The organism is Lichenibacterium ramalinae (genome assembly GCF_004137085.1).
Taxonomy (GTDB): domain Bacteria; phylum Pseudomonadota; class Alphaproteobacteria; order Rhizobiales; family Beijerinckiaceae; genus Lichenihabitans; species Lichenihabitans ramalinae.
Map to the genome: position 1 here is coordinate 184,019 of NZ_QYBC01000007.1, position 13,743 is coordinate 197,761.

Sequence of the window (13,743 nt, forward strand, 5' to 3'; positions counted from 1 at the left end):
CCCCGCTCCCGCTTCCCGTTCCCGGGGAACCGCGCCCATGTCCGCGCCCATGTCCGCACCCGTGTCCCTCAACCCGGAGGCTCTGCGCCTCGAAACGGTCGTCAAGGCCTATGGGGCCACGCTCGCCCTCGGAGGGGCCTCGCTCAGCGTGCGGTCGGGCGAGGTCCACGCGCTCCTGGGCGAGAACGGCGCGGGCAAGTCCACCACCGTCAAGCTGCTGTCGGGCCTCGTCCGGCCGAGCCTCGGCTCCATCCGGATCTTCGGCGAACCCGTGCAGCTGGCGCGCCCGAAGGACGCCCATGCCCTGGGCGTACAGACCGCCTTCCAGGAGATCAGCCTCGTGCGCGACCTCACCGTCGCCGAAAACATGCTGTTGCCGGAAGCCCCGGTGAATGCCGGCGGGCTGCTGCGCCGCCGCCACGCGCTGGCGCGCGTCGCCGAGCACCTGGAACGGCTGGGGCTCGGCGACATCGACCCCCGGGCCGAAATCGGCCTGCTCGACCTGCCGCAGCGCCAGAAGATCGAGATCGCCCGGGCGGTCTTCCGCCAGCCCCGCATCCTGTTGCTCGACGAGCCGACCTCGGCCCTCGCCGGGGCCGACATCGACTGGCTGGAAGGTCTCGTCGCGGGCCTCAAGGCCGGAGGTGTCACCACCATCTTCATCTCGCACCGCATGGTGGAGGTGCGCCGCTTCTGCGACCGGCTGACCGTGTTGCGCAACGGCAAGGACGTGGGTACGGCGGAGGTCGCCGACATCAGCGACGACGCGCTGGTCCGCATGATCATCGGTCGCTCGCTCGACGCGACTTTCCCACCCCGCCCGCCGCGTCGCCCGCCCGCTCCGGGCGCGATGCCGGTGCTCAGCGGCGAGGGCCTCGCCACCGCCGGCCGCCTCGCCGACGCGAGCTTCGCGCTCTGGCCCGGCGAGATCCTGGGGGTGGCGGGCCTGCAGGGCATGGGACAGCAGGACCTGTTCCACGCCTGCTTCGGCCTTGCCGCGCTCACGGGCGGGACGCTGCGGGTGGATGGCGAACCCGTGACGCTGGCCTCGCCGGCCGATGCGATCCGCCCCAACATCGGCATCTCGCTTGTGCCGGAGGAGCGCAAGACCGAGGGGCTCTTCCTCAAGCGCGACGGGCGCTTCAACGTGTCCCTGCCGATCCTCGGCCGCTTCTCGCGCGCGGGGCTCATCGACCGCAGGGCCGAGGGGGTCGCCGTGGCGCGCGTGCTCGATAGCGTCGAGATCGACCCGCGAGCACTCTACACCGACGCCGGGGCCTTCAGCGGCGGCAATCAGCAGAAGATCGCCATCGCCAAATGGCTGCTGACCGGCGGGCGCGTGCTGTTGATGTTCGACCCCACCCGGGGAATCGACGTCGGCACCAAGCACCAGCTCTACGTCCTGATGCGGGACTTCGCCGCCGCCGGCGGTGCCGTACTGTTCTACTCGACCGAGATCACCGAGCTCGTGAACCTCGCCGACCGCGTCCTCGTCATGTACGGCGGCGCGGTGGTCGACGAGATCGACGGGACCGCGCTCGACGAGGAGCGCGTCATGCGCGCCGCGCTCGGCGGCGCGGTCCGGCCCGCCGGCGGCCGGAGGGTCGCATGAGCGCCGTCCTGCCGCGCCCGGCGCTGCACCGTCGCAAGGCCTGGGGCTCCGCCCTCGCGCGCCACCGCGGCGCCCTCGTCGCCCTGGCGGTGTTCCTGGTGCTGTTCTGCGGCGTCAACCTCCTGTCGGGCAGCTTCACCTATTTCCAGGTCTCCTTCATCGCCTCGGGCGGGGCCGCGTTGGCGCTGGCCGCGGTGGGGCAGACCTTCGTTGTCCTGACCGGCGGCTTCGACCTGTCGGCCGGTGCCGTCGTGTCGCTGGTCAACGTCGTGCTCGGTGCCGGAATGGGCACGAGTGCCGGCTCGCAACTCCTGTTCGGCCTCGTTGCCCTGGGCATCGGGGGCGCGGTCGGCGCCGTCAACGGCGTCCTCGTGGCCTATCTGCGCATGCAGCCCATCGTGGTGACGCTGGCCACGATGTTCATCGTGCAGGGCATCACGCTGCTGGTCGCCGACAAGCCGGGCGGGGCCATCGCGCCGGAATTCGTGGCGGCGCTGACCGGCGACGCCGTGCCGGGATGGCTCCCGGCGCCCGTCGTGGTGGTGGCGGCGGCGGCGCTGGTGTGGTGGCTGGCGCGCAACACGCGCTTCGGGGTCTCGCTCTACGCGGTCGGCAGCGACGAGGACGCCGCCTTCGCGGCGGGCGTGGCGACGCGATGGGCGAAGCTCCGCGCCTACGTGATGGCGGGCCTGTTCTACGGCGCCGCCGGCGCCTTCGTGTCGGCCCAGACGGGCTCGGCGGACCCGCTCGTGGGCCGCGCCATGCTGCTCGAGATCTTCGCCGCCGTGGCGTTGGGCGGCACCGCGCTGGGCGGCGGGCGGGGCGGTGCCATGGGCTCCATCATCGGCGCCTATACGCTGATGATCGCCGTCAACGTCCTGCTCGTGCTGAACGTACCGGCCTTCTACAGTTCGGTGGCCGAGGGCGCCCTGCTGATCCTGGCGGTGCTGGGCGGCTCGGCCGGGCGCCGCTCGCCGCTGGCCGCCCATGTCCGGCTCGCCCTCCTCGCCCTCGAGGCTCGCCGCACCGGCACGTCGGCGGCGCGCCACCGCTCCCCGCCCGCGCGCCCGCGCCTGCCCGACGCACCGCGCCGGACATCCGAAGCCGCGCCGCCGGGCTGGGTCGCCCGGAACCGGAAGACGCTGGCCTACGTGCTGCCCGCCTATGCCGGCCTCGCGCTCGTCCTGCTCGCCACCCAGGCCCTGTTCGGCAACACGCTGACCAACCCGGGGTTCTTCAACGCGCTCGTGGTGCTGTCGTCGTTCCTGGCCATCCTGGCCCTGGGGCAGGGCACCGTGATCCTCACCGGCGGGCTCGACCTGTCATTGCCCTGGGTCATCACGCTTGTCGGGATCGTGGTGGCGGGATCGGTGCGCGGCTCCGACGCCGCCGCGCTCTGGGCCGTGCCCCTGGGGCTGGCGCTGGGCACGGCGGTCGGTGCGCTCAACGGCCTCGGCATCGTGCTCTTCGGCCTGCCGCCGATCGTCATGACGCTGGCCATGAACGGCATCCTGCAGGGCGCCGCCCTGGTCTACAGCGGCGGCACGCCGGACGGCTTCGCCTCGCCGGGGATGCGATGGATCATGACCGGCCACATCGGCGGCCTGACGCCGGTGGTGGTGGTGGTGGGGGCCTTCGCCGCGGTCGCCACGTTGCTGCTGGGCAGCACCCTGTTCGGTCGCCGCGTCTACGCGGTCGGAAACAGCCCGCTGGCGGCTCGCTTCAGCGGCGTCGGGGTCGGGGCGACGCTGATGGGCGCCTATGCGCTGTCGGGGTTCTGCGCCGCGCTGGTCGGCATCCTGCTGGCGAGCTTCAGCGGCCAGGCGAGCCTCGGCATGGGCGACGAATACCTGCTGCCCTCCATCGCCGCCGTGGTGGTGGGGGGCAGCCTCATCACGGGCGGACGCGGCCACTACCTCGGCATGCTGGGCGGCGTGCTGCTGTTGACGGCGCTCTCGACGCTGCTGTCCGGCACCATGCTGCCCCATGCCGTGCGCGACATCGTCTTCGGCCTCGTCGTGCTCGGCGCCGTTCTGGCCCTGCGCGATTGACGCTCCGGCCCCCACCGCCGGCAGCCCCACCCCGGGGCGGCCGCATCGACCCGATCGAAACCACGAGGACGCGACCCATGACGGCGAGGCCAGCGGAAGGATTGAGGGTTCTGGTGACGGCGGGCGCGGCGGGGATCGGCGGCGCCATAACGGCGGCGCTGGCCGCGGCCGGCGCGACCGTGCATGTCTGCGACGTCGCCGAGGCTGCCCTGGCGCAGTGCCGGGCCGCCCTGCCGGAGGTCGGCACCACGATCGCCGACGTCTCGGACGAGGCCGCTGTGGACCGGTTGTTCGGCGAGGTCGAGGCGCGGCTCGGCGGGCTCGACGTCCTGGTCAACAACGCCGGCATCGCGGGGCCGACCGGCGCCGTCGAGGACATCTCGGTCGCCGACTGGCGCCGTTGCCTGGACATCGACCTCACCGGCCAGTTCCTCTGCGCCCGTCGCGCCGTGCCGCTCATCAAGGCCGCGGGCGGGGGCGCCATCGTCAACATGTCGTCCTCGGCCGGGCGCTTCGGCTACGCGTTCCGCACCCCCTATGCGGCGGCGAAATGGGGCGTGATCGGCTTCACCCAGAGCCTCGCCAAGGAACTCGGGCCCGCCAACATCCGCGTCAACGCCATCCTGCCCGGCATCATCCGGGGACCCCGGATGGAGGGCGTGATCCGCGACCGCGCCGCACAGGTCGGCGTGCCGTACGACGCCATGGAGCAACAGTATCTCGAGCGCATCTCGCTGCGCCGCATGACCGACCCCGAGGATGTCGCCGCCATGGTGGTCTTCCTGGTTTCGCCCGCGGGGCGCAACCTGTCGGGCCAGTCGCTCGGGGTCGACGGCAACGTCGAGTCGCTCTGAAGCGCCGTGAACAGGGAGAAGCGCATGAAGACCGCCATCGTGGGTTCGGGGTTCGTCGGGCGGGCCTGGGCCATCAGCTTCGCCCGGGCGGGGCACGAGGTGGCGCTGTGGGACGCCGATCCCGCGGCGCTGCCCGCGGCGCTCGACTACATCGCGACCGTGCTGCCGAACCTGGCCGCCGAGGGCCTCCTCGGCGGCCAGGAGCCCGGCGCCGTCCTGGCGCGCCTGCGGCCCACGGCCGAGCTCGCCGAGGCCCTTGCCGAGGTGGACCACGTTCAGGAGAACACGCCCGAGCGGGTCGAGGTGAAGCGCCAGGTCTTCCAGGACCTCGACGCCCTCGCGCCGCCCGGCGCCGTGCTGGCGAGTTCGACCTCCGCGCTGCTGCCGTCGCGCTTCGTCGAACACGTCCCCGGCCGGGCCCGCTGCCTCGTGTGCCACCCCATCAACCCGCCCTATCTCGTCCCCGCCGTCGAGGTCTGCCCCTCGCCCTGGACCGCGCCCGAGACCGTGGCGCGCGCCGCCGACTTCATGCGCGGCTGCGGGCAGGCGCCCCTCGTGATGAAGCGCGAGATCGAGGGTTTCATCATGAACCGCCTGCAGGGGGCGCTGCTGGAGGAAGCCTTCCGCCTCGTCGCCGACGGGGTGGCGGGCGTCGAGGACGTCGACATCGGCCTGCGTGACGGCCTGGCGCTGCGCTGGTCCTTCATGGGGCCGTTCGAAACCATCGACCTCAACGCGCCGGGCGGCGTGCGCGACTACGCGGCCCGCTACCAGGGCATCTACGAGGCGATCTTCCCTTCGGTGCAGCGGCGGGTCGACTGGACCGGGCCGGTGATGGATGCGGTGGAGGCCGAGCGGGCCGGGCAGCTGCCGCGCGACGCCCTCGACGAACGCCAGCGCTGGCGCGACCGCCGCCTCATGGCGCTGCTCGCCCACAAGCGCCGGGCCGCCACCGACATCGGACAGTGAGGACAGGCACCATGGCAGACGCCAAGAAGGTCATCATCTCCTGCGCCGTGACGGGCGCCATCCACACGCCGTCGATGTCGCCGCACCTCCCGGTCACGGCCGACGAGATCGTCGAGGCCGCCGTCGGGGCCGCCGAGGCCGGGGCCGCCATCGTGCATCTCCACGCCCGCAACCCCGAGACCGGCGCGCCCGACCAGTCGCCGGAGGGTTTCGCCGCCTTCCTGCCCCGCATCAAGGCCCGCAGCGACGCCGTCATCAACATCACGACGGGCGGCGCCCCCACCATGACGGTCGAGGAGCGGGTGCGCCCGGCCGAAACCTTCAAGCCGGAACTCGCCTCCCTCAACCTCGGCTCGATGAACTTCGGCCTGTTCGGCATGCTGGGCCGCTTCGGCGACAGCCTGAAGCACGAGTGGGAGCGCGGCTACCTGTCCAACAAGGACATCGTCTTCCGCAACACCTTCGGGCAGATCGAATACATCCTCGACGCCTGTTCCAAGAACGGCACCCGGTTCGAGTTCGAGTGCTACGACACGGCGCATCTCCACAACCTGAAATACTTCGTCGACCGCGGCCTCGTGACGGCACCGCTGTTCATCCAGACGGTCTTCGGGCTGCAGGGCGGCATCGGCGCGCATCCCGACGAGGTCATGCACATGCGCCGCACGGCGGATCGGCTGTTCGGCGACAGCTACCGCTGGTCGGTGCTCGGCGCCGGCCGGAACCAGATGCCGGTCGCCACCATGGCGGCCGCCATGGGGGCCAACGTCCGGGTCGGGCTGGAGGACAGCCTGTGGATCGGCCCGGGCCGCTACGCGACGAGCAACGCCCAGCAGGTGACGCGCGTGCGCGGCATCCTGGAAGGGCTCGGCCTCGCGATCGCGACCCCCGACGAGGCGCGCGCCATGCTGGGCCTCAAGGGCGGCGCCGAGGTCGGGTTCTGACGACATCCGAGGCAGGGCAGGGCAGGGGAGGGGAGGGGCGCATGCGCATCGAAGTGCTGGTCGACGTCAAGACGACCTTGGGCGAGGGTCCCCTGTGGGACGTCGAGGAACAGCGGCTCTACTGGATCGACAGTTTCGACGGCCGCGTCTTCCGCGCCACGGCGGACGGGCGCGAGGTCCGCGCCTGGGACGTGCCGCAGAAGATCGGCTCGATGTGCCTGAGGCGGGACGGCGGCGCCATCGTGTCGCTGCAGCGCGGGTTCCACACGCTCGACTTCAAGACCGGCGTCGTCGCGCCTCTCTACGACCCCGAGCCGGGCCTGCCGCAGAACCGGCTCAACGACGGCAAGGTCGACCGCCAGGGCCGCTTCGTGGCGGGCTCCATGGACACGATGGAGGAGGGGCCGAGCGGGGCGCTCTACCGGGTCGACCCCGACCTCAGCGTCCATACGCTCGACCGGAACATCATCTGCTCCAACGGGCCCTGCTGGAGCCCGGACGGCGCGACCTTCTACTTCGCCGACACCTGGTCGGGCGAGATCTGGGCCTACGACTACGATGTCGGGACCGGCGCCGTGTCGAACCGCCGGACCTTCGCCAGGGTGGACCGTTCGCGCGGCGGCGCCGCCGACGGCGCGACGGTCGACGCCGAGGGCTTCCTCTGGAACGCGCTGGTCTACGATGGCCGCCTGGTGCGCTACGCGCCGGACGGCACGGTCGACCGCATCATCGCGATGCCGGTCAAGAAAGTGACCAGCGTGATGTTCGGCGGTCCCGACCTCGACGTGCTCTACGTGACGTCCATGGCCAAGCCGCCGTTGCCGCGCTTTCCCGACGACGGTCCGCTGCGCGGCAGCCTCTTCGCCATCCACGATCTCGGCGTCAGGGGCCTGCCGGAGATGCGCTTCGCGGGCTGACCGCCGGACCCTCGAGGCCGCGGGCCGGCGTCCCGGCCCGCCCCGAAGCCCCGTCCCTCGACGGGCATGTCGACGGAGCGCGCCGCCCCGCCTTGGAAACGCTCCAATGTGGGCTAGGCTGGCCGCGAAAGACGGCGACCGGCGCCGGCCCGCGGCGGATCGCGGTCCGCCGGGTCGCCGCGATGCAGCCCGCGGAGGCAGTCATGGCGAACCACCACGGCGACGACGGTCCGGCCTCCGTCAGTCGAAGGCGGTTCCTCGGCGCCACCGCCTCCACGGCGGCCCTGCCGCTCATGGCCTCCACGGCGGCCCTGCCGCTCATGGGCGGCGCCGCGGCGGCGGAGGTCGCCCTGCTGGCAGCCGCGCCGAACCTGTCGCCCCCCGATCTGCAGGCCCCCGTCGACATGCGGCTGTCGATCAACGGCAGCCCCCACCGGCTGGGCCTCGACGTGCGCACCACGCTGCTCGACGCGTTGCGCGAGCACATCGGCCTCACCGGGTCCAAGAAGGGCTGCGACCACGGCCAGTGCGGCGCCTGCACGGTGCACGTCGACGGCCGGAGGACGCTGGCCTGCCTGACGCTCGCCGTCGCCGTGCAGGGGCGGGAGGTCACCACGATCGAGGGCCTGGCCCGTGCCGATGCCCCGCTCCATCCCATGCAGCAGGCCTTCGTCGACCATGACGCCTTCCAGTGCGGCTATTGCACGCCGGGGCAGATCATGTCGGCCATCGGCTGCGTGAAGGAGGGCCACGCCGACAACGACGACGCCATCCGCGAATACATGAGCGGCAACCTGTGCCGCTGTGCCGCCTATCCCAACATCGTCGCGGCCGTGCGCCAGGCGAAGACCCGGATGGAGGGCTGAGCCAATGCGCCCCTTCCTCTACGACCGCGCGGCCTCGGCCGACGGCGCACCAGCCGCCCTGGCGCTTCCGAAGGACGCGGCCCGCATCCAGGGACGCCTGCCGGCCGAATATCTCGCCGGCGGCACCACGCTGCTCGACCTGATGAAGCTCGACGTGATGCAGCCCGGCCGCCTGGTCGACATCACGCCGCTCGAACGCCGCGAGGGCGCCATCGCGGTGAGCGACCGGGGGCTGAGGCTCGGCGCCCTCGCCAAGATGTCGGCGGCGGCCGACCATCCCGAGATCGTCCGGTCCTATCCCGTGCTGGCGCAGAGCCTGACGCTCGCCGCCAGCGCGCAACTGCGCAACATGGCGACGCTCGGCGGCAACGTCCTGCAGCGGACGCGCTGCAACTATTTCCGCGACACGGCGTGGACCGCCTGCAACAAGCGCAGCCCCGGCTCGGGCTGCGCCGCGCAGGGCGGCGTCAATCGCCAGCATGCCGTGCTGGGCACCAGCGCCGACTGCATCGCCACCTATCCGGGCGACTTCGCCCAGGCCCTCATGGCGCTCGACGCTTCGGTGGAGATCGCCGGGGCGACGGGCCCCCGCACCATCCCCTTCGCGTCCCTGCACCGGCCGCCCGGGTCGACGCCCGACCGCGAGACCACCCTGGCCCCCGGGGACCTCATCACCGCGTTGCTGGTGCCGGCCGCGCCCTGGACCCGGCGTTCGCTGTACCTGAAGATCCGAGACCGCCAGTCCTACGAGTTCGCGCTGGCATCGGCGGCCGTCGCCCTCGACCTGCAGGACGGTGTCGTGCGGCAGGCCCGGATCGCGCTCGGCGGCGTCGCCACGACGCCCTGGCGGGCGCGGGATGCGGAAGCCTCGCTCGTCGGCCGGCCCGTCACCCCGGAAACCGCCGCCGAGGCGGGCCGCATCGCCTTCGCCGGGGCCCAGCCGCGCCAGCACAACGCCTACAAGGTCGCGCTCGGTCGCAACACCGTGGCCCGCGCCCTGCTGCAAGCCGCGACGCTGGAGGGCTGACCATGGCCGACGCCACCACGACCCCCGCCAAGACTCTCGCCACGATCCCCGCCGGGCTCCCCGCCACCGCGCCGGCCCTCCCGCCCGGCATGGGACAGCCCGTGCCCCGCTACGATGCGCGCGCCAAGGTGACGGGAAGCGCCGTCTATGCCGCCGATGTCGCCCTGCCGGACGTCGCCTACGCCTATCTCGTCACCAGCGCGATCGCCAAGGGCCGCATCCGGTCCTTCGACCTGCGGGAAGCCCGGGCCCTGCCGGGCGTGCTCGACATCCTGACGCACGACACCATCGGGGACGCCATCCGTCCCGTGAAGTTCTTCACGGAGGGCGGCCCGGCGTCGAACAGCGTTGTGCCGCTCGGCTCTCCCGAGATCGCCTATGCCGGCCAGACGATCGCGGTCGTCCTCGCCGACAGCTACGAGGTGGCGCGCGACGCCGCGCACCGCGTCGTGGTCGACTATGCCGTGGAGCCGCCCTCCGCCACCTTCGGTTCGCCGGGCGCGGTCGACCAGGAGCTGGCCACGCAGAACAAGCGGCACGACGATCCCAAGGTCGGCGACTTCGCCGCCGCCTATGCGGCGGCTCCCGTGACGGTCGATGCCGCCTATGCCACGCCGGCCCAGCACCACAACCCGATCGAACTCTTCGCCACCCAATGCTCCTGGAACGGCGCCCAGCTCACCGTCCACGAGCCGAGCCAGAACGTCTACGGCATCCGGGCCGGCCTCGCCGCGCAGCTCGGCATCGCCCCCAGCCAGATCCGGGTGCTCAGCCCCTTCGTGGGCGGCGCCTTCGGGTCCAAGGGCGGGCTGACGCAGCGGACCGCCATCGTGGCGGTGGCGGCCCGCAAGCTCGGCCGCCCCGTCAAGCTCGTGCCGACCCGCGAGCAGGGGTTCACGGTCGCCACCTTCCGGGCCGAGACGAAACACCGCGTCCGGCTCGGCGCGACGCGCGACGGCAAGCTCCAGGCGCTCAGCCACGACGGCTTCGAGGTGACGTCCCGCCCCGACCCCTACGCGGTCGCCGGCACGGATGCCTCGACGCGCATGTATGCCTGTCCCAACATCGCCAGCAACGTCGCCATCGTACGGGCGGATCGCTCGACGCCGGGCTTCATGCGGGCGCCGGCCGAGACGCCCTACTTCTTCGCGCTCGAGAGCGCCATGGACGAGCTCGCGGTGGCGCTCGCCATGGACCCGGTCGAGCTGCGGCGCGTCAACGACACGGCGCGGGAGCCCATCAAGGGGCTGCCCTACACGAGCCGCAACCTCATGCCCTGTTTCGACCGGGCGGCCGAGGCCTTCGGCTGGTCGAAGCGCGACGCGCGGCCCGGCTCCATGCGCGACGGGGACTGGCTGGTCGGTTGGGGCTGCGCCACCTCCGCCTATCCGACCCAGATGGCCGCGGCCGCGGCGCGGGTCTCGCTGTTCCCGGACGGGACGGCCCGGGTCGAAACGGCCGGGCACGAGATCGGCAACGGGCTCTACACGGTGCTGGCGCAGACGGCCGCCGAGCGGCTCGGGCTCCCGGTCGGCCAGGTGTCGGTGCTGCTCGGCGACACGGACCTGCCGCCGGCGCCGGTGGCCGGCGGGTCGATCTCGACGGCGAGCGTGTGTTCGGTCGTGGCCCAGGCCTGCGACGCCATCAGGGCGCGCCTCGCCGAGGGCGGCGCGCCGCCGACCGACGTCGTGGCGGCGTTGAAGGAGCGCGGCATGGGCTCGGTGCAGGAATATGCCGAATGGGCGCCGCACGGCGCGCCCAAGGGCGCGCTGGGCCTCCTCTACCAGGGCAAGGCCCAGCCGACGGGCGGCGCCAAGCTCCAGGACCGCATCCAGTTCGCCTTCGGGGCGCAGTTCGTCGAAGTGCGGGTGCATGCCCTGACACGCGAGATCCGCGTGCCCCGCATCGTCGGCGCCTTCGCGTCCGGCCGCATCATGAACACCCGCACGGCGCGGAGCCAGTACATGGGCGGCATGATCTGGGGCATCGGTTCGGCGCTGCACGAGGAGACCGAGATCGATCCGCGCGCCGCGCGCTACGTCAACGCGAACCTCGCCGACTACCTCGTCCCGGTGAACGCCGACGTCGTCGACGTGGAGGTCATCATGGTGCCGGAGGAGGACACGCTGGTGAACCCGCTCGGCATCAAGGGGATCGGCGAGATCGGCATCGTCGGCACGTCGGCCGCCATCGCCAACGCCGTGTACCACGCCACGGGCCAGCGGCTGCGCGACCTCCCGCTCCGGATCGACACGCTGGTCACGGGGGCCTGACGACGACCCGCCCCTCGCGGCACGCGACAGGCCCGACCGGGGCCGGGCCTGCAGGGCGGGAACGGGGGTTGGATCGACTTCGGGTGCGACGCCCCGGAGCTCGACCCGGTCCTCGACGGCGGGGGGAGGGCGGGTTCCGACCTCCCCCGGCCGCCCTCAGGCGTGGAACTTGAAGTCCCCCGGGTTGGCCTTCAGTTCCGCCTTGCTGACCCCGGCGATGCGGATGGTGTCGCCCGAGACGGGATCGGTGATGGCGGCCCCGCCCGCCGTGTTGTGGGTGTTGCGCAGCACGTCCGCGACGTTCGCGAAATCGGCGGACGGGAGGCTGATGGTGTCGTGGTCGGTGCCGTTGGCCCGGAACCCGTCGACGACGCTCAACCCGTGTCCCTGGTTGAACACGAAGGTGTTGTCGGGCGCGGACCCGTTCAGGAAGGTGGTGAAGAAGTCGGTCTGGAACGTTTGGCCGCCGTCGCCGACCTTGACGGTGCTGGAGCCGTCGCGGTGGAGGTTCGTCAGGCCGATGGCCTCGCTGCCGTCCGGGTTGAACAGCACCTGCTGGGCCACGAAGCCGGCACCCTTGATCCCGGCCTGGAGGGAGTAGGGCGTCTGGACCGACGTCGTGGCGCCGACCCCGTCGGTCTCCGTCGCCGTGATGAAGCCCTGGAGGTGGGGCCCCACCTTGTCGCGGAACGCGAAGCTTCCGTCGGCCGCCACATCCGCCGTCCCCAGCGTGACCCGCTCGCCACCGTCGACGATGGCCGAGATCGCGACGCTGCCCACGCCCGACAGGCTCGACACGTGACCCGTGACGGTGAACGTGCCGCCCCGGTTGTAGGTCGCCGCGGGATCGATCGCGATCACGTCGCCCTGCGCCGCTCCCGTGCCATAGGCGATGCTGCTGCCCGCCGGCAGGGCGATGGTCGAGGTGGCGCCGAGCGGCGTGGTCCTCACCACCGTGGTGTCGCCGTTGGGGTCCGTCGTGACCGTCGTGGTCCCGGCGGATGTGGAGGTGCTGCCCGTGCCGGTGCCGCCCGTGCCGGTGCCGCCCGTGCCGGTGCCGCCCGTGCCGGTGCCGCCCGTGCCGGTGCCGCCCGTGCCGGTGCCGCCCGTGCCGGTCGTGACACTGGTGCTGGTGCCCAGTCCGCCGACCACCACGCCGAGGCCGTCGGGCGTCAAGGCCAGCGACGCTCCAATGGGCACGGAGATCGGCAGGATGGAGGTGATGCCGGAGGCCGTGGTCAGCTTCAAGCCGGAGCCGGACGCCAGACTCACCGTCGTGCCGGCGCCGAGGCCCGTCAGATCCAGGGTGTCGTCGAGCCCGAGATTGGCGATGGTGCCGGCGAAGCCGGTTGGATCGCCCAAGGTCAACGTCGTGCCGGTCCCGGACAGGTCGATCGTCACACCCGCGCTGACCGGACCCCCGATCTTGAGGGACGCCCCGCTGCCGAGCGACACGGTTCCGGGTGCCGTGATGGCGCCGAGGACGTCGGCGGCCGCACCCGCGTCGACGAGGATGTTGTCGAAACCCGTGATGGTGGTCCCGATGTCCTGGACCGCCGTCGAGCCCGTTCCGGCGGCGAATTCCAGGATGTTGTTGGTGCCGGCCGCCTGCGCGATCCCGGTGAGGGCCGCGCCTGGATCGAGCACCAACCTGCTGTTACCCGCACCACCGAGGTTCACGGCGACACCGCCCGGGTTGCCGCTCGCATCCGTGCCGCTGATGACGCCCGAGTCGATGACGATACCGCCGCCGAGCAGGTTGACGCCGATCCCGTTCGGGCCCGAGGCGGAGATCGTGCCGGCGTTGGTGAGCGTGCCGGTGGCGGTGTCGAGCACGCCGTTGGTCGCGCCCGTGATCGTGCCGCCGGCCGCGTTGGTGAGCGAACCGCTGCCCATGACGACGCCGCTGGCCGCGGACCCCAGGATGGTGCCGGCATTGGAGACGGTCGTGGTCCCGGTGGCATCGACGCCATCGGTCGCGCCCTGGATCACCGCACCGGCGCCGTTGGTGAGGGTGCCGGCAACCTGGTCGACGCCGGTGCCCGACGTCCCCGAGATGGTGTCGAGGTTGTTCACGACGGTCGACCCTGTGGCATCGAGGCCGTCGAGCGCGCCGGTGATCGTGCCTCCGGCGGCGTTGTCGGCCGTGCCGGTGCCGATCGTCGCGCCGACGCCCGCCGACGCGATCGTGCCGCTGTTGGACAACGCTCCGATGTCGAGCGCCACACCG

The 13,743-nt window shown here is 72.3% G+C and carries 10 protein-coding genes; 9 read left to right on the plus strand and 1 reads right to left on the minus strand.

The features are described from left to right. Positions 1 to 37 precede the first annotated feature (37 nt). The 9 genes from D3272_RS10270 to D3272_RS10310 all read left to right on the plus strand — a co-directional run bounded on the left by D3272_RS10270 (position 38) and on the right by D3272_RS10310 (position 11,513). A complete protein-coding gene (locus D3272_RS10270; protein ID WP_245496481.1) occupies positions 38 to 1,612 on the plus strand; it encodes a sugar ABC transporter ATP-binding protein in 1,575 nt (524 codons plus the stop codon). Beyond that, on the plus strand, positions 1,609 to 3,663 hold the full coding sequence (locus D3272_RS10275) for an ABC transporter permease (protein ID WP_129219067.1): 2,055 nt from the start codon (positions 1,609 to 1,611) through the stop codon (positions 3,661 to 3,663). Before D3272_RS10270 ends, D3272_RS10275 begins: the two co-directional genes overlap by 4 nt. Before the next feature lie 77 nt (positions 3,664 to 3,740). Further along, positions 3,741 to 4,517, plus strand: coding sequence for an SDR family oxidoreductase (locus D3272_RS10280; protein ID WP_129219068.1), 777 nt, complete (start codon positions 3,741 to 3,743; stop codon positions 4,515 to 4,517). Between the two features lie 24 nt (positions 4,518 to 4,541). After that, positions 4,542 to 5,486, plus strand: coding sequence for a 3-hydroxyacyl-CoA dehydrogenase (locus D3272_RS10285; protein WP_129219069.1), 945 nt, complete (start codon positions 4,542 to 4,544; stop codon positions 5,484 to 5,486). Positions 5,487 to 5,497: 11 nt separating this feature from the next. Further along, positions 5,498 to 6,430 carry a 3,5-dioxohexanoate:acetyl-CoA acetone transferase gene (gene kce, locus D3272_RS10290; RefSeq protein ID WP_129219070.1) on the plus strand — a complete coding sequence of 311 codons (933 nt, stop codon included), beginning with the start codon at positions 5,498 to 5,500 and terminating at the stop codon, positions 6,428 to 6,430. 41 nt (positions 6,431 to 6,471) lie between these two features. Then, entirely contained in the window at positions 6,472 to 7,347 is an 876-nt protein-coding gene (locus D3272_RS10295) for an SMP-30/gluconolactonase/LRE family protein (RefSeq protein WP_129219071.1), read from the plus strand. A gap of 203 nt (positions 7,348 to 7,550) precedes the next feature. Further along, a complete protein-coding gene (locus D3272_RS10300; protein WP_129219072.1) occupies positions 7,551 to 8,213 on the plus strand; it encodes a (2Fe-2S)-binding protein in 663 nt (220 codons plus the stop codon). A gap of 4 nt (positions 8,214 to 8,217) precedes the next feature. Beyond that, a complete protein-coding gene (locus D3272_RS10305) occupies positions 8,218 to 9,240 on the plus strand; it encodes an FAD binding domain-containing protein (RefSeq protein ID WP_129219073.1) in 1,023 nt (340 codons plus the stop codon). A gap of 2 nt (positions 9,241 to 9,242) precedes the next feature. Then, positions 9,243 to 11,513, plus strand: a complete 2,271-nt coding sequence (locus D3272_RS10310) for a xanthine dehydrogenase family protein molybdopterin-binding subunit (protein WP_428977979.1) — start codon at positions 9,243 to 9,245, stop codon at positions 11,511 to 11,513. A gap of 156 nt (positions 11,514 to 11,669) precedes the next feature. On the opposite strand, the gene D3272_RS27265 is transcribed toward D3272_RS10310, so the two are convergent. Continuing rightward, positions 11,670 to 13,739 carry a beta strand repeat-containing protein gene (locus D3272_RS27265; RefSeq protein ID WP_165361300.1) on the minus strand — a complete coding sequence of 690 codons (2,070 nt, stop codon included), beginning with the start codon at positions 13,737 to 13,739 and terminating at the stop codon, positions 11,670 to 11,672. Positions 13,740 to 13,743 lie beyond the last annotated feature (4 nt).